Origin of the sequence: Arcicella rosea (assembly GCF_014204325.1) — a bacterium.
GTDB classification, from domain to species: Bacteria; Bacteroidota; Bacteroidia; order Cytophagales; family Spirosomataceae; genus Arcicella; species Arcicella rosea_A.
The window spans coordinates 53,414-71,037 of sequence record NZ_JACHKT010000012.1; the positions used below are offsets into that span (position 1 = coordinate 53,414).

The 17,624-nt window shown below is 33.9% G+C and carries 13 protein-coding genes and 2 tRNA genes; 7 read left to right on the forward strand and 8 right to left on the reverse strand.

Annotation, left to right across the window (positions count from 1 at the left end):
* Nucleotides 1-76 precede the first annotated feature (76 nt).
* Complete coding sequence (locus HNP25_RS09940) at nucleotides 77-1,573, forward strand: glycine--tRNA ligase (protein WP_184133801.1); 1,497 nt, start codon at nucleotides 77-79, stop codon at nucleotides 1,571-1,573.
* Nucleotides 1,574-1,852: 279 nt separating this feature from the next.
* Nucleotides 1,853-2,749 carry a YitT family protein gene (locus tag HNP25_RS09945; protein ID WP_184133803.1) on the forward strand — a complete coding sequence of 299 codons (897 nt, stop codon included), beginning with the start codon at nucleotides 1,853-1,855 and terminating at the stop codon, nucleotides 2,747-2,749.
* Nucleotides 2,750-2,784: 35 nt separating this feature from the next.
* On the opposite strand, the gene HNP25_RS09950 is transcribed toward HNP25_RS09945, so the two are convergent.
* The 4 genes from HNP25_RS09950 to HNP25_RS09965 all read right to left on the reverse strand — a co-directional run bounded on the left by HNP25_RS09950 (nucleotide 2,785) and on the right by HNP25_RS09965 (nucleotide 6,496).
* Nucleotides 2,785-3,558: a class I SAM-dependent DNA methyltransferase gene (locus HNP25_RS09950; RefSeq protein ID WP_184133805.1), complete on the reverse strand. Its 774-nt coding sequence runs from the start codon at nucleotides 3,556-3,558 to the stop codon at nucleotides 2,785-2,787.
* Complete coding sequence (locus HNP25_RS09955; RefSeq protein WP_184133806.1) at nucleotides 3,548-4,450, reverse strand: glycosyltransferase family 2 protein; 903 nt, start codon at nucleotides 4,448-4,450, stop codon at nucleotides 3,548-3,550. Before HNP25_RS09955 ends, HNP25_RS09950 begins: the two co-directional genes overlap by 11 nt.
* A 12-nt stretch (nucleotides 4,451-4,462) precedes the next feature.
* Nucleotides 4,463-5,551: a DegT/DnrJ/EryC1/StrS family aminotransferase gene (locus HNP25_RS09960; protein WP_184133808.1), complete on the reverse strand. Its 1,089-nt coding sequence runs from the start codon at nucleotides 5,549-5,551 to the stop codon at nucleotides 4,463-4,465.
* 564 nt (nucleotides 5,552-6,115) lie between these two features.
* A complete protein-coding gene (locus HNP25_RS09965) occupies nucleotides 6,116-6,496 on the reverse strand; it encodes a LytR/AlgR family response regulator transcription factor (protein ID WP_184133809.1) in 381 nt (126 codons plus the stop codon).
* A gap of 243 nt (nucleotides 6,497-6,739) precedes the next feature.
* Here HNP25_RS09965 and gldG point away from each other — a divergent pair, with 243 nt between their 5' ends.
* From gldG to HNP25_RS09980, 3 genes are all read left to right on the forward strand, one after another.
* The gene (gene gldG, locus HNP25_RS09970; RefSeq protein ID WP_184133811.1) at nucleotides 6,740-8,404 is read left to right on the forward strand and encodes a gliding motility-associated ABC transporter substrate-binding protein GldG; all 1,665 of its coding nucleotides are present in this window, start codon (nucleotides 6,740-6,742) and stop codon (nucleotides 8,402-8,404) included.
* A 212-nt stretch (nucleotides 8,405-8,616) separates the two neighbouring features.
* Nucleotides 8,617-9,741 (forward strand): DNA polymerase III subunit beta, encoded by a 1,125-nt coding sequence (gene dnaN, locus HNP25_RS09975; RefSeq protein ID WP_184133813.1) that lies wholly within the window; start codon nucleotides 8,617-8,619, stop codon nucleotides 9,739-9,741.
* Nucleotides 9,742-9,929: 188 nt separating this feature from the next.
* Nucleotides 9,930-10,382: a thioredoxin family protein gene (locus HNP25_RS09980; RefSeq protein WP_184133814.1), complete on the forward strand. Its 453-nt coding sequence runs from the start codon at nucleotides 9,930-9,932 to the stop codon at nucleotides 10,380-10,382.
* Between the two features lie 76 nt (nucleotides 10,383-10,458).
* Here HNP25_RS09980 and HNP25_RS09985 read toward each other — a convergent pair whose 3' ends face one another.
* Complete coding sequence (locus tag HNP25_RS09985; RefSeq protein ID WP_184133816.1) at nucleotides 10,459-11,232, reverse strand: TerC family protein; 774 nt, start codon at nucleotides 11,230-11,232, stop codon at nucleotides 10,459-10,461.
* A gap of 345 nt (nucleotides 11,233-11,577) precedes the next feature.
* Here HNP25_RS09985 and HNP25_RS09990 point away from each other — a divergent pair.
* A tRNA-Val gene (locus HNP25_RS09990) sits at nucleotides 11,578-11,655 on the forward strand.
* An 18-nt stretch (nucleotides 11,656-11,673) separates the two neighbouring features.
* Nucleotides 11,674-11,751 (forward strand) — tRNA-Val (locus HNP25_RS09995).
* Between the two features lie 351 nt (nucleotides 11,752-12,102).
* Here HNP25_RS09995 and ffh read toward each other — a convergent pair.
* The 3 genes from ffh to HNP25_RS10010 form a co-directional block, all read right to left on the reverse strand.
* Complete coding sequence (gene ffh, locus HNP25_RS10000) at nucleotides 12,103-13,437, reverse strand: signal recognition particle protein (protein ID WP_184133818.1); 1,335 nt, start codon at nucleotides 13,435-13,437, stop codon at nucleotides 12,103-12,105.
* Nucleotides 13,438-13,668: 231 nt separating this feature from the next.
* On the reverse strand, nucleotides 13,669-16,095 hold the full coding sequence (gene pheT / locus HNP25_RS10005; protein ID WP_184133819.1) for a phenylalanine--tRNA ligase subunit beta: 2,427 nt from the start codon (nucleotides 16,093-16,095) through the stop codon (nucleotides 13,669-13,671).
* Between the two features lie 166 nt (nucleotides 16,096-16,261).
* Nucleotides 16,262-17,614: a S41 family peptidase gene (locus HNP25_RS10010; RefSeq protein ID WP_184133821.1), complete on the reverse strand. Its 1,353-nt coding sequence runs from the start codon at nucleotides 17,612-17,614 to the stop codon at nucleotides 16,262-16,264.
* Nucleotides 17,615-17,624 lie beyond the last annotated feature (10 nt).

Below are 17,624 nucleotides of genomic sequence, written 5' to 3' on the forward strand. Positions count from 1 at the left end.
ATAACTTTGTATGATTGCGAAACAGAAGTAATTTTACCTTTCTGAAGAGTAATGTTTGATTAAGAAAATTAAAATCATGGCTGAACAAAAACAACAAGATACTGCTTCCACGCTAAAAGAAATCATTTCGCACGCCAAAGAATATGGCTTTGTGTTTCCTTCTTCTGAAATTTATGATGGGCTTCAAGCCGTTTATGATTATGGTCAAAACGGAGTTGAGTTGAAAAACAATCTTAAAACTTTGTGGTGGAAAGCCATGACAATGTTGAACGACAACGTTGTTGGGATTGATGCTTCAATTTTTATGCACCCGCTAACTTGGAAAGCTTCTGGTCACGTTGATTCGTTCAATGACCCAATGATTGATAACAAAGATTCTAAAAAGCGTTATCGTGCCGACCAATTATTAGAAGCGAAATCCGAACAATATGAAGCAGAAGGCAATCCTGAAAAAGGAAAAGCTTTGTTGCAAGAAATGGCAAGATTATTAGATGCTGGTGAATTGGATGGCGTTCGTCAATTGATTATTGATGAAAATATCAAATGCCCAATTTCGGGTACTGGCAACTGGACAGAAGTTCGTCAGTTCAATTTGATGTTCTCTACCCAAGTTGGTGCAGTTTCTGAAGATGCCTCTTTGATTTACTTACGTCCAGAAACAGCACAAGGTATTTTTGTCAATTTCTTGAATGTTCAGAAATCTGGTCGTATGAAAATTCCTTTTGGAATTGCTCAAATCGGTAAAGCTTTCCGAAACGAAATTGTTGCACGTAACTTCATTTTCCGTATGCGTGAATTTGAACAAATGGAAATGCAATTTTTCTGTCGCCCTGGCACTGAAATGCAATGGTACAATGCTTGGAAAGAAACTCGTTTGAAATTCCATAAAGCCATTGGTTTGCCAGCTGAAAAATTGAAATTCCACGACCACGAAAAATTGGCTCACTATGCCAATGCTGCGGTGGATATTGAGTACCAATTCCCATTCGGTTTTAAAGAAATGGAAGGTATTCACTCAAGAACAGCCTTCGACTTAACGGCTCACCAAACGCTTTCAAAGAAAAAACAACAATACTTTGATGCCGACCTTGACGAAAATGGTAAACCTTACGGAAACTACATTCCTTACGTAGTTGAAACTTCTGTGGGTGCTGACCGTTTATTTTTAGCCGTACTTTGCAATGCTTATACAGAAGAAACTGTTGGTGAAGGCGAATCTGAAAAACAACGTACTTATTTGAAATTCCATCCATCGGTTGCTCCTATCAAAGCTGCCGTTTTACCTTTGGTTAAAAAAGATGGTTTAGCAGAAAAAGCACAAGATATTTTCCATTCATTGAAACGTTCGTTCAATACAACTTACGATGATGGCGGAGCAATCGGAAAACGTTATACTCGTCAAGATTTAATTGGTACTCCTTACTGTATCGTAGTGGATTATCAAACAATGGAAGACGAAACAGTAACGATTCGTCACCGTGATACAATGGAACAAGAAAGAGTAAAAATCTCTGAATTGCGTGAAAAAATAGGTTACGCAATCAGCATGGAAAGAGTATTTGAACAATTATAATTTGATTTAATTAAAGACAAAATAGAGGCTTCTGAGAAATCGGAAGCCTTTTTTGTTTGTTTACTTACAATAAAAAAAACCTATATACGTTATCAAAGTACTTTTCTTAAAAGAAACTGGCTTAAAGCCCTTCATCTTTCAATTCCTGAATTCATTTCTTATCGTTCCATTTGGTAATAAACATTCAAATTACACTAGTAATAATTGATGTCAAATAGCTTTTTAGATTAGTTTTTTGTATTTTCATAAGCATAACAAACTTATTAAACCCCCAATATTATGACTAAACCCATTCTACAAAACTCTTCGCAACAAAATAATTTAGTACTTCAATATGGCAAAGATGCTTTATTGATAATTGTTGGAGTACTTTCTGCCAGCTTTGGGCTTGAAGGCTTTTTACTTCCAAATGACTTTATAGACGGTGGAGTTACAGGTATTTCGCTGTTAATTAATATTCTGACAGACATTAATTTACCCGTACTTATCATCATCGTAAACTTGCCATTTATTTGGCTGGCTTATACACAAGTATCCAAAATGTTTGCCCTAAAGACTTTATTGGCAATTGGACTTTTGGCACTGAGTTTAACTTTCATTTCGTTCCCAATCGTTACAACCGATAAACTTTTGATTGCGGTTTTTGGTGGTTTTTTTCTGGGTGCAGGCATTGGACTTTCCATCAGAGGTGGCTGTGTGCTAGACGGAACAGAAGTACTTGCCCTATTTATTAGCCGTAAAACAGTATTGAGTGTTGGTGACGTTATCATTGTTATCAATGTAATTATTTTCTCGGCAGCTGCTATTTTAGTCAATATCGAAACTGCCATGTACGCCATGCTTACCTACTTAGGAGCTTCAAAAACCATTGATTTTTTGATTCATGGTCTCGAAGAATTTACTGGCGTTACCATTATTTCAGAACATAGTGAGGAAATCAGAAAAGTGATTATTGAAAAACTTGGACGAGGCGTAACCATATTCAATGGCAAAAGAGGTTTTGGTAAAAGAGGACAAATCAACGAAGATTTAGAAATTATTTATACCGTAGTTACTCGTCTGGAAATTCAAAAACTAACTGATGAAATAGCCAACATCGATAACTCAGCTTTTATTATTCAGCAAACCATCAATGATGTTAAAGGTGGAATGATTAAGAAGTTACCTTTACATTAAAAAACTTACTAAAAAAGGCTAATTTCATTAAGAAACTAGCCTTTTTTCTTTGAGATTTTCATAAATAAAGAACTTCCAAAAAAGCCTTTATAAAAAATCTTCTCTTCAATTTTCACTAAACGATAAAAAAACGCATTTATCCAATTTGAAGGTACTTCAACATCAGAAACTACATTTTGGGTATCTATCAATTTAAGTGCTATTCCAAGTCGCTGACTTAATCTTACCGCTAGTACCAGAGGAGATAAAACCCAAGTCCAATAAGAGTAGTAATCAATTTTCAATAACTCTTTCGGCAACAAGCCTTCAATATCTCGAAGCTTAAATCGTTGTTTTCCACCAACGGCAATATCATGTGTTCCCCAAAAAATATTAAAGGCATTATTATTAGAAATAAAAATGCCTTCCTCTTTTAATAAACCGTGTATTGTTTGAAAAACATTGACAATTTGAGATTTCTCCAAACAGTAAAAAACATCATTGCAGACAATCACATCAAACTTGTTTGAGCTTATAAATTCTTCCAAAAAGTTGATGTCAAATCTCTGAACATTCAAATTTCTTTCCTTACAAAAAGAAATAGCGGCTTCGGAATAGTCAATTCCTTGAATATTTTGAAAACCATTTTTCATTAAAAAGCTCATCAATCCACCTGTTCCACAGCCAATATCTAAGATGTTTATTTGATAATTTTCAGGATATTTTTTAGTAATTTCTGCCAAAACTTTTTCGTGTAAGATACGATACCACCAAAGCTTTTCCTCAGCCTCAAACATTACTTTATATTCCTCAACATTACTATTCAGCATGACTTATTACTTTATATTTCACAGAATATTGTGGATAATTATTTTGTGTCAGGAACATTCTTCCCATGTACTCACCTATAATACCTAGTGACATCAACTGTACTCCGCCAAAAAACATGAAAACAGTAATTGAGTATTGAGACATTACTCCCCAAATATCTAAGCCAAAAAGTAGTAAAGAAAGTAAAATCAAGAAAAAACCTGAAAGTAGAATAAATCTTGCTGGAAGAATAGAATAGCCAAAAATAATGGTGAGAAAAAGTACTGACAATTTACTAAAAGTATAATTTGAACGCCCTTCCTCTCTTTCAGAATGTTCTACATGAACACTTCCAACATTAGATACCAAACTAAAAATTATTCCATCAATATAGGGAAATGGCCCTTTGTAATGACAAATTTCATTGACAATCTCTTTACTAATCAGCTTAAAACTTGACAAATAAAGTCCTTTGGGTTTATTTAATAACCTTGTAGCAAGTTGATTGACCAACCAACTACCAAAATTCCTAAAAATACTATGCTTTTTATCTGAATAATAAGTATAAATTACTTCATGTCCCGTTTTTTCTGCTTCCTTTAATAATTTAATAATTTCAGATGGAGGATTTTGGAAATCATCATCAATCATTACTGCATAATCACCACGTACATGATTCAAACCACACATAACTGCATTGAATTCCCCAAAGTTTTTTCGCAGTGAAACAAAAGTAATATTCTTGTATTTTTTTGATAATGCTAAGCAAACTTGTTCTGAATCATCTGGACTACCATCATTAACCAAAACAATCTCAAAACTATACTGATTCAGTTCTTCGTGAAGTTTCTCAACCAGTTTACCAATGGTTTTTGCACCTCTATAAACTGGAATGACAACTGATAATAACATAAATAGAATGGTTTAGTATGAATTTATCGTTTCAACGATATAATTAATTTCGTTTTCAGTCAAAGCTATATTAAGTGGGATACTAACCACTTCTTGATGAATTTTCTCTGTAATTGGTAGGGATTTATCATTCCACTCTACAAAAGCTTTTTGTTTATGAGGTGGAATTGGGTAATGAATATCAGTACCGATTCCTCTTGAACTCAAAAATTCCATAAAGTCATCTCTATGCTGTGTTCTAAGTATAAATAAATGCCAAACATCGTCATTAACTGTATCGATGGTTGGTAAAATCACCTTTTCATTTTTAATCTGATTTAAATAAATGGAAGCTATTTGTCGTCTGTAATTATTATCAAAATTAAGTCGTAGTAGTTTTAAATTTAATATCGCTGCTTGAATTTCATCCAATCTACTATTTACACCTTGATAATCAAATACATACTTTTTACTTGAGCCATAATTTCTTAAAGCTAAGATTTTTTCAGCAAGTTCATCATTATTAGTAGTAATCGCTCCGGCATCCCCTAGTGCTCCTAAATTTTTGGAAGGATAAAAACTAAAGCCAGCTGCATCTGATAAATTACCAGCCATCTTTCCATCATATCTAGCACCATGAGCCTGTGCAGCATCTTCAAAAACATGGAGATTATATTTTTGGGCAACCTGAGAAATGCTATTCATATCACAGCATTTGCCATAGAGATGGGTAACCAAAATTGCTTTAGTATTAGAGTTGATTACTTTTTCAATGTTTGCAGCATCTATCAAGTATGTTTCCAAAGAAGGTTCAACCAAAACTGGAATATACCCAGCCTGTTTAATTGCTAGAATCGTAGCGATATAAGTATTGGCAGCTACAATAATCTCAGAAGATGGTGGAAAATTACTTGCTTTTAAAATGATAATTAAAGCATCTAAACCATTAGCAACGCCAAAACAATGTTTAACACCGCAAAAATTTGCAAAATTCTGTTCAAATTCTTTCCCTTTATCACCAAGGATATACCATCCTTTTTCAACAACTTCATTGACTAGATTTTTAATTTCTACTTCAAAAGGCTTATTAATTGACTTTAAACTAAGAAATGGAATCTGCATTTTTTACAGTTTTTTATTTATAAGGTTCATCTTTATAATCACTAGAATCATATAATTCATTAGCTAGTACTAAAAGAATACAGGAATTTGAGTTTTCCTTCTTCACAATGAATATAAAAAGCTCTTTTTATACTTCCAGGAAGATGTTTTCAAACACGGTTAGGGAACTTGATTCAGAATCAAAACATTGTAATTCAAGAAATTTACTCATTGAAAATTTTGTTTTTCCACTCAAATACAGCGAAACCTAAGTAGAATTAAGCTCGATAACATTGATGGTTTGATTAATAATATTCTGAATTGGATAAAATGGCGTGTTCATGAGCGTAATTTGATTAGATAAAACAATTAAGTATATCTAACACTAAATAATTTTCATGATTGTGCAAAGCTAAAATACTTTACACTCGAAAGTAGCTATTCCAAAGATAAGCTACATAATTCTATTTTCCAAAATGAGATAAAAAATGGAATATGATTTCCCAAAATACAACATCATTTTACATAAATAAGGCAGTAACCTTTTTTTAATAGATTACTGCCCAGCAATTGTAAGATTTAGATTTAGAGATTAATATTCATTCTTGGGTATTTCCCAATAATTTTGCGGATTGAAGAGACTCTTATCATACTTTTTTTTCGTCTTGCAATAGGTGCACATAGATTATTTTCAAGTAAAATCTTCCTTTCTTTGCCAATATAATCCAGCACATATTGTGGGTTTATAATGTATGATTTATGTACACGCAAAAATCCATATCTAGTCAATTCTTCGTCAAAAGCATTAATACATCTTGCTAATAGACAGCTATTACCATCTTTTGTATGGACTAATGTATAGTTACTTTCTGCTTCCAACATGATTATTTGTTCTATTATTAAATGTAAACTTCTTTTTGAATCTACAATTAATTCAAAATTCTGACGAACTGTCAACGATGACATAAACTCATTTTTTGGGTTAGTGGTAATTTTAAAGCTTCTGAAGTATTAGTCGTGAAAGGCAAACAGAATGGAAACAAAACTTTATCATTTTTTTTATTCTAAATACAGTTTTGCTTCAACCTTCGTTTAAAATGAATTAATCAAAAGATAAATACTAATTTTGTGTACTTGTGTAAAACATAAATACCTTTTGAGATTCAAACACAATTGAAGTCAAGAGAAAGAAAATTCTTTAGAAATTAAATGAAAAATAAAAGCGTTCAATTTATCATCATTTTTGTAGTAATACTGGGAGTAAATCTCTTGGCAAATCATTTCTTTTTTAGGATAGATTTAACCCAAGAAAAACGTTATACAATCTCTGATGCAAGTAAGAATTTATTACAAAACCTTGATGATGAAGTATATGTAAAAGTATATCTAACAGGAAAAGGTATTCCTGCGGGGTTCAAACGTTTAGAAAATGCAGTAAAAGAAACTCTTGATGAATTTCAAATCTATGGTGGAACAAATATAAAATACACATTTATCGACTTGAATGCTGAGTATAAAGATGAAAAAACACGAAATGAGAAAATCGCCGCTATCGCTCAGAAAGGAATAACACCAACCAATGTTTACAATAATGAAGACGGTAAAAAAACACAAAGTTTAATTTTGCCTGGTGCTATTATCACTTACAAAGACAAAGAAATTGCTACTTTATTGTTGAAAGGAAATAAATTATCGTCACCTCAAGAAATCCTAAATCAATCTTATGAAGGAGTAGAATATCAATTGGCTTCTGCCATTAAAAGAGTAACCGCTACAGCCAAAAAGAAGATTGGCTTTTTCATCAATTATACCAATTTGCCTGCGGTGAATCAATTAGATTTAATTGGTGCTTTAAAACCAAACTATGAACTTTATCCAGTTGATTTAAGAAATTCACCAACGTTAGATGGTTTAGATGCCATTTTTGTTTTAAAACCTGAACAGGTTTTTAACGATGATGATAAATACAAAATCGACCAATTTATTATGAATGGTGGTAAAGCGATTTTCTTTGTAGATGCTGTAAAAGTAGATTCTGTAGCTCGTGAAGGAAATATGGCTCAAGTTCAAAGTGTTGGTTTAGAAGATTTATTATTCAAATACGGTGTTCGCTTAAACCCAAATCTCATCAAGGATGCTCAGATGAGTGCTGCGATTCCCTTAGATGTTGGAAATTTTGGAGACCGTTCTAATATTCAGCTTACTCAATGGCAATACTTTCCTTTGATAAATACTTTTGGGAAATCACCCATTGTTAGAAATTTAGATGCTATTTATACAAAATATGTTGGTACTCTTGATACTGTGCGTGCGAGTGGAATCTTGAAAACTCCATTACTGATGACGTCGCAATATACCCAGCTACTAAAAGCTCCAGCTATTATGAGCTACAATTTTGCCAGTAAAGATTTAAACGCAAGCCAATATAATGCAGGTGTTCAAACCGTAGGTTTGTTATTGGAAGGGAAATTTGAGTCTCTATACAAAAATAGAATCTTACCAAATGATACTCGTTTTGCTACTTTTAAAGCAAATGGTGAAGATTCTAAAATAATTGTTTGCTCTGATGGAGATATTCCTGCGAATGATTTTGACAAAAAAAATAATACTCCTCTCCCACTTGGTTTTGATAAGTATTCAGGCAATACATTCGCCAACAAGGATTTTGTGCTAAACGCTATCGACTATCTATTGGATGATAATGGAGTAATTGTTGCCAGAAATAAAGAAATCAAATTAAGACCTTTAGATAAAGCGGCTCTGCAAGATGATAGAACATACTGGCAATCAGTTAATTTAATTGTTCCTATAATTATTTTAGTGATTTTAGGAATTGCTAGAAACTTTTGGAGACAAAGAAAATATACTAGATAAATATTTTATTCATCATCTCGTAACCACTGAATGAATAAAATTAAGTTTCAAAAAATCTTTTTCTTGCTGGCGAAATTTAACTAAAAACAATTAAAAGTCAGGGCTTATTTGTACTTTTGTTGAACTTTTTAAAATACAGTACTTTATATCAAAACTGAAACCGTTTTGATACTTTAATAGTCATTCCCAACTAAAAATATTCTCTTAAGATAATGAAATTCGTCGTATCCTCATCAGTTTTATTGAAACAACTCTCGACAGTTAATGGCGTTATTGCTAATAATCCGATTGTACCTATTTTGGAAAACTTCTTGTTCCAAATTGATCAAACTCAACTGACTGTTACTGCTTCTGATTTACAGACCGTAATGATTACGACATTGGCAGTAGAATCTTCAGATACTGGAGCAATCGCTATTCCTGCTCGTTTATTATTGGATACTCTTAGAGGCTTGCCAGACCAACCAATTACTTTTAAAGTTGATAGAGATACTTTTGGCACTGAAATCATCACTGAAAATGGTCGTTATAAACTTTCAGGCGAAAACCCAATTGATTTCCCGAAAGTACCACAAGTAACAAAAAGTTTATCGGTACAAATTTCTGCTGATATATTAGGTGCGGCAATTGCTAACACTATTTTTGCTGTTTCAAATGACGATTTACGTCCTGCCATGACAGGTGTTTATGTTCAATTATCACCAGAATATACCAATTTCGTTGCGACTGACGGACACCGTTTGATTCGCTATAAAAGAAGTGATGTAAAATCAGAATATGATTCTACGATGATTATTCCTCGTAAAGCATTGAATTTATTGAAATCTTCATTGCCTTCTGATGACACAACAGTTACTTCTGATTTCAGTTCATCAAATGCGTTTTTCAGTTTCAATAACATCAGAATGATTTGCCGATTAATCGACGAACGTTTCCCTGATTATGAAAATGCAATTCCTCAAAATAACCCAAATGTATTAACAATCAATCGTTCAGAGTTTTTGGGTTCATTGAAACGTATTTCTATTTATTCAAATAAAACCACGCATCAAATTCGTTTAAAATTAGCTAAGAACGATTTAGTAATTTCAGCTGAAGACTTAGATTATTCTAATGAAGCGAATGAAAGATTAATGTGTGACTATGATGGCGATGAAATGGAAATCGGTTTCAATGCTAAATTCATGGTTGAAATGTTAAGTAACCTTACTTCAAACATGATTTCATTAGAAATGTCACAACCTAATCGTGCTGGTTTAATTATTCCTGCTGATAAAAAAGCGGACGAAGATATTTTAATGCTTGTTATGCCAGTAATGCTAAATACTTATGCTTAATTGACATTTAACATATCCATATTGGGGGCGTAAGAGTATTATATTCTTACGCCTTTTTTAATTTAAAATGTTAATGATTGTTAATCTAAAACTTTAGTGTTGCTTTCCTCGTTTAAGATTTACTCATCAATTAAACTATTTTCATCAAATTAAACGTTTTTGTATCAAACTTAATCAATCTTAAGAAAATGTTAAAAACTAGAATTTTATCTGCTTTATTAATCCTTTTTACAATCAGTGTAAATGCTAAAAATGAGCCTGCCAAAAATACAAACGCAACAGGCATTCAATTTTTTAAAGGTACTTTTCAACAAGCTTTAGCAAAAGCTAAAAAAGAAAATAAAATGATTATGATGGATTGTTACACTACTTGGTGTGGTCCATGCAAAATCTTGAAAAATCAAGTATTCACAGATAAAGCATTGGGAGATTACATGAACCAAAAATATGTTTGTGTGGCAATGGATTATGAAAATGGAGAAGGCCCGGCAGTAGCTCAAAAATATCCAGTGGATGCTTATCCATCAATTTATTTTATGGATAACAATGGTAAAGTAAAAACGATTATGGTTGGTGTGCCAAACCCTATTCCAAATGCAGCGAATGTCATTCTAGCACAAGCCAAGAAGTTTGTAAAGTAATTTTATTACACATAAAAAATCCGTGAATTTGTTTCGTACAAGTTCACGGATTTTTTTATTCTATCTAACAAAAAACTTATTTAGAAATCTCTTGTTTTGTTCTCATTTTAATATTCAGTACTTCAACTAATAGAGAGAATGCAATAGCAAAGTATAAATATCCTTTTGGCACTTCACCAATCTCTGAACCAAAGAAAGAAAAGTCGGCATCGTGTGCTGCCTGTGCAACTAACATAAAACCAATCATAATCAAAAATGCCATACCAAGCATTTGAATAGAAGGGTGACGGTTCACAAAATCGCCAACTGGTCCAGAGAATCCCATCATAATTACAACCGACAATACAACTGAAATAATCATAATAGGTAAATTGTGCGTTAAACCAATTGCTGTAAGGATAGAGTCTATCGAGAATACAATATTAATCAACGCAATTTGAAGTACCACCGCCGTCAGTTTATCTGCTGCCGAACCCTTAGGGACAGTAACTTCATGTTCATCACCAACTTCAAGTTTCTCATGAATCTCAGAAGTAGCTTTATAAAGCAAGAATAAACCTCCTATAAATAAGATTAAACTCTGCCCAGAAATACCTGCTTTAAGCCAGCCCAAATCAATATAAGTAAAAGGCTCTTGTAATGAAATAATGAATGAGATACCAAACAACAAAGTAACTCTGAATACCATTGCTAGTAGTAAACCTATATTTCTAGCTTTTGCTTGGTCTTTCTTCGCTAATTTATTGGCGGCAATTGAAATAAAAATGATATTGTCTATTCCAAGTACAATTTCTAAAAAGGTAAGGGTAAGTAAACTTATAATACCACCTGCTGTAAATAATTCTGACATTTTAATTTTGGTTTAAATAATTTGATTTCACAAATTTATCCAGATTAACCAATAATCAAAACTTCAATTGTTATGAAAGGTTAAAAACAGCGACAGTCATTCCAGAAATGGCATGAACGTTTTAGAAGTACTTTATCTTAAAATACTCATTTCTTTTCTTTCTTAATCATTACCAATACAGATAGCTTGATAGAATAAAAAACATCAAAAATTTATCACATTTTAACTTATTGATAATAAAACACTTATCATTTTATTTAAAAAAGATTCTATTTTTTCTCTGTTGATGTTTGGAGTGTAAGCAAATAAAGCGTAATTTTGCACCACCTTAAAAGAAAGGGATTTGGTTTCATAGCTCAGCTGGTTCAGAGCACCTGCCTTACAAGCAGGGGGTCCTAGGTTCGAATCCTAGTGGGACCACCAAATTACAACAACAATCTCGGTTTCATAGCTCAGCTGGTTCAGAGCACCTGCCTTACAAGCAGGGGGTCCTAGGTTCGAATCCTAGTGGGACCACCACAAAAGCCTTAACATTTCAAAATGTTAAGGCTTTTTTATTACCTATCAATTGGCAAATAGCAAACATGAGTCATCCCGAATTTTTTCTTAGAATAGTGAGGTTTAGGACGATTTGAGAGGTTTTTATATTTATTATTGTACAATCCTTACTTTTCTTGTCTTGAAACAAGAAAAGTAACCGCAGCGGCGGCCGCAAAAGAAATTCAAGAATTCCTAAACTCGCTTCGCTCAAACAGTAGGAATTCGTTGCCCATCAATCACAAAAAAGCGGTCGAAATTAGTTTTTTGACCGCTTTATTGTGATTTTAAAATTCGGGATGACTCATGTTTATTAACAATAGCTAATTACTTCTATTTTCGCATCATATTTGCCATGTTTGGCATTTTCATTTTTCCATCTTGAACATTGTTCATCATACGCATCATTTTACGCATTCCATCGAACTGTTTAATTAAATTATTAATCTCAGTAACAGAAGTACCCGAACCAGCTGCAATACGTTTCTTGCGAGACATATCTAATAATTCTGGTTTTTGGCGTTCTTTCGGAGTCATTGATTGAATAATGGCTTCAATTGATTTGAAAGCATCATCTGGAATATCTACATCTTTCACCGCTTGCGACATTCCCGGCACCATTCCCATCAAATCTTTCAAATTACCCATTTTCTTGATTTGCTGTAACTGCGAATAGAAATCTTCAAAACTGAACTGGTTTTGACGAATTTTCTTATTGATACGCTCAGATTCTTCTTCATCAAAAGCACTTTGAGCTCTTTCAACCAAAGAAAGTACGTCACCCATCCCCAAAATACGGCTTGCCATACGGTCGGGATAGAATTGGTCGAGTGCATCCATTTTTTCGCCCGTTGAGATAAACTTAATTGGTTTATCTACAATATGACGAATAGAAAGTGCCGCACCACCACGAGCATCACCATCTAATTTGGTTAATACAACGCCATCAAAATTCAAACGTTCGTTGAAAGTTTTAGCAGTATTTACAGCATCTTGCCCCGTCATCGAATCCACTACAAAGAGGATTTCTGAAGGTTTAATGGCATTTTTAACCGCTGCAATTTCGTTCATCATTGCCTCATCTACCGCCAAACGACCAGCAGTATCGACAATGATTACTCTTTTACCCATTTTACGCCCGTAAGAAATCGCATTTTGTGCAATCTCAACAGCATTTTTATTTTCAGGTTCAGCATAAACATCTACGCCTACTTGTTCACCCAAAACTTTCAATTGGTCGATAGCCGCAGGACGATAAATATCACAAGCTACCAACAACACATTTCTACCACTTTTTTTGAGGTATTGAGCTAATTTTCCAGAGAAAGTAGTTTTACCAGAACCTTGCAAACCTGCAATCAAAATAATCGCTGGGTCTGGTTTAAGATTGATAGCTTGTACAGAAGAACCCATCAATTTTACAAGTTCTTCATGGACAATCTTCACCAACATTTGACCAGGATCAACCGCAATAAGGATTTTTTGTCCCATTGCTTCTTCCTTGATGCGGTCAGTGATTTCTTTGGCAACTTTATAGTTAACATCGGCATCCATCAAAGCCTTACGGATTTCCTTGACAGTACTTGCTACATTGACATCCGTGATACGTCCCTTACCTTTCAGGGTACGCATTGCGGTGGTTATTTTACTGCTTAAATTCTCAAACATTTTTATCTATTGCTTCTAATTTTTCTTGTATAATTCAGGAATCGCATTGTTTTCCTAATGTTCTAAAAACTACAATTTTGCGTTTAAACACAAAGGTACAAAATTCTTAATAAACGTTTGTTGATGAGTTTGATATAATAAAATTTGTATCAATGTTTGTACTCTTTATTTAAACCAAACGCCACAAGCATCTTAAATCCTTGTGGCGTTTTTGTCGGGAATCTATCCAAATTATTTTCTAATCACCGCTCCGATTTCTTTCTCAAAAGCTGCCATTAGTTTTTCCATGGTTTTGTCGATTACTTTGTCTGTCAAGGTTTGTTCGTAATCTTGAAGAATGAAACTTACTGAATAAGATTTTTTGTCTGCTCCTAAGTTTTCACCCTGATACACATCAAAAACATTGATTTGACGCAACAAGTTTTTCTCATAATTACGTGCCAATTTCTGGATTTGGTCGAAAGTAACGGTTTTGTCAATCACCAAAGAAAGGTCACGACGTACTTCTGGGAATTTCGGTAATTCTACAAAAGTAGCTTTGTCGTTATATTGTTTGAACAAGTAATCCCAATCAAAATCAGCAAAGAAAACGTGCTGTTTTACTTCCGCTTTTTTTGCCACATTTGGTTTTACTAAACCTACTTTGGCTACTTCTTTTTTGTTCAATACATAACTTATGCCGTATTCAAAAGTTGCCGTTCCTTCTAAAGGTTTTGTATCAAGATTTTTGAAACCTAAACTTCCTAACACTTTATTGACAGCACTTGCCAAGGTATGGAAAGCTACTTTTTGTGATTTCAATTGCCACGTTTCATTTTCAGTATTTCCCGTCAAAAACAAAGCTAAATGGCGTTTTTCAACATATTTATCATTGATTTTGTGATAGGTTTTACCAAAATCAAACATTTTCAAATCTTTCTGACGACGGTTGATATTATGTGCCAATACTTCTAAACCAGAAAATACCATCGACTGACGCATTACGCCTAAATCTTCTGATAATTTGTTTAAAATTTCAACGTCGTCGTTTGGCAAATCTGCTTTAATCAAAGCAGAATAAGCTGGTTTTGTTAAAGAATTGGTAATGATTTCGTTGAAACCATTCGCCGCCAATACTTGCGAAATTCTTAATTGTAATTGCTCTCTGTCTTTTTGTGGAAAACCTGATAAAAATTCAGTACCAAGATTTTCAGACAATTCTACATTTTCAAAACCGTAAATTCTAAGTACTTCTTCAATTACATCGGCTTCACGAGTAACGTCCACACGATAAGGCGGAACGATTGCGGTAAAACCATTTTCATCTTCGTTCTGAATTGTAATATCTAAAGATTCAAGAATTGATTTTACTAAAGCTTTATCCAAAGTTTTACCAATCAAACGGTTTACGTTTTTGTATAAAACTGGAATACTGAAATCTGCAATTGGATTCAGATAAAAATCAGATACTTCCGAAGCAATTACGCCACCTGCCAATTCTTGAATCAACAAAGCTGCATATTTCAAAGCGTATAATTTCGCATTTGGGTCTGTTCCACGCTCAAAACGGAAAGAAGCATCCGTTTTCAAGCCATGACGTTGAGCCGTTTTTCTTACAGAAGCAGGGTCGAAATAGGCTACTTCTAAATAGACACGAGTCGTTTCTGGCTTGATTCCTGATTTAGTTCCACCAAAAATTCCAGCGATTCCCATCGGTTCTTCGCCATTACAAACCATCAAATCTGTTTCGCCTAAAGTACGTTCTACTTCGTCGAGCGTAGTAAATTTCGTACCTGCTGGCAAAGTTTTTACAATTACTTTCTGTCCTGAAATGGCATTCCAGTCGTAAGCGTGCATCGGTTGCCCTAAGCCATGACAGATATAATTGGTAATATCTACAATATTATTAATTGAACGCAAACCAATGGTTTCCAAAGATTTACGCAACCATTCAGGCGATTCCTTCACCGTTACGCCATCAACAGTTACACCACAGAAACGTGGGCATGCCGTAGCATCTTCAACGATTAATTCAATCGGGAAGTTATTATTATCAACTTTGAAAGCTTCAACTGAAGGCAAAGTAATCGCACGCCCCGTTTTTGCTTTAATATCACGAGCTACTCCCCAATGTGAGGCAGCGTCTGCACGGTTGGGCGTTAATCCGATTTCGATTAATAAATCTGCTTCTAAATTAAAGTACTGAGCCGCAGGCGTTCCGTTTGGTAAATCAGTATCCAACACCAAAATACCAGCGTGCGAAGTACCAAGACCAATTTCGTCTTCAGCACAAATCATTCCTTCCGAAAGATGTCCATAAGTTTTTTTACTGGTGATTTTAAAAATCTCAACACCTTTTGCATGGTCGTAAAGCGTAGTTCCGACAGTAGCAACAATTACTTTTTGTCCAGCTTCAACGTTGGCAGCACCACAAACAATTTGTGAAGGCGTTTCTCCGCCTACATCAACAGTAGTTAAGCTCAACTGTTTTTCCTTGACCATAAATCGCTCACAAGTAAGTACTTCACCTACTACAAAACCTTGTAAACCGCCCAAAATTGCTTCGTGACGCTCGATGGATTCTACTTCTAAGCCCGTTCCAGTTAAGAGATGGTCTAATGCTTGAGCCGACTCTGTTATTTCTACAAATTGTTTAAGCCAATTAAGGGAGATTTTCATTCTAAATGCAATGTAAGATTTCGTGATTGAGAAATTAATTTCTTTTAAAATTTCTCGGAAAGACAAAGTTAATCAAAAAATAGAAGACAAAAATAAACCCCACAAGATTGCTTGCTTCTTGTGGGGTAAAGATTTTATTCTGAAAGCTTAAAACAACTTTACAATCTTACTTTTTAGGAAAATCATAAACGGTTAATTTTAATCGTTCTTTGGTTATTTTAGTATTTAATTGCTCTACTTCAGCACTAATTCTAGCTGATTGAGTTGTTGACTGTAGGGCACCTGTTCTATAATACTCTAAAGCAGATTTCAGACAAGCTTCATTCTCATCTCCTAAATCTTTGGTGAAATCATCCGTCTGAACTTTATCTACAGAAAAACCTTCATAAAAATTACCTGTTCCTGCTGAATTAACATTTCTGAAAGCTACAGGAAAAGCATAGTAATCCATAGTTGGTATGGCATAATAACCTACTGGCTTACCATGAGTAGTACTTCCTATCAATTTAACGGTCATTACTGGTTTTAACGCATTGATTAATTCCTCACTTGCAGATGCGGTTCCTTTGTTTACAATAATTACGATTTTGCTTAATTTCAATCCATTAGTAGCAGTAGCAAAAAAATCAGTGTTATTGTATTGGGTGTAAACGCTATTATGTTCTGTCTTCGCAAATATTTTTCCAATGGCTGCTGATGGAGCAATTAAATTGCCTAAATAATTAGCAACTAAGCCATAGCCTCCACCATTATAACGTAAATCAAGGATTAATTCTGTTACATTTTTTGATTTGAAATCAGCAAATGTTTGGTCTAATACATTAAGTGTTTTCTGGGCGGTTTTGCCATTGATAGCATCTCCCAAAAATGAATCAAAATTAAAATAACCTACATTTACTCCATTTATAGAAAATACTTTAGGATTGATTACATAATCAGCTTTATAAGCTCCAGCAGTAAGCGTAAGTGTTTGTTGCGTACCGTCGGGTTTTACAAACACAATGGTCTGTGAAGTTTTCCCCAACTCGGTATTTAATTGATTGATATTAGCATTAGTAGCATCAACTCCATTGATTTTTAGTACTTGCCAACCACGTTTTACGCCCAACAAACCCGCAGGAGATTGTGAATAAACCAATTTCACTCTTAAATCTGTAGCACTTACAAAACCATACTGCATTCCAACATCGGAACTATTCCCACTTACATAATTATCCCAGACAGATTTTTCAATGGCAAAACTCCATCTATCTTGATATTTCCCATTTACGAATGGGCTATAAGTTCTTACTTTTCTCATCACCGAATCAGCCGTTGGATAACCTGTCGGTTTGAATAATGTAGCCGTTGGTAAACTCGTATTCCAGAGGTACAAGGATTGCGAAATAGCATAAACGCTATCTCTTACGTCTTTTGTTGCACTATTGATAACATCGTCTTCTGATTTTTTGCAAGACGAAAACCAAGTAAGCGTAAAAAGTAATCCGACAATGGCAATGTTTTTAGTTTTAAGAAGCATAATAATTTGT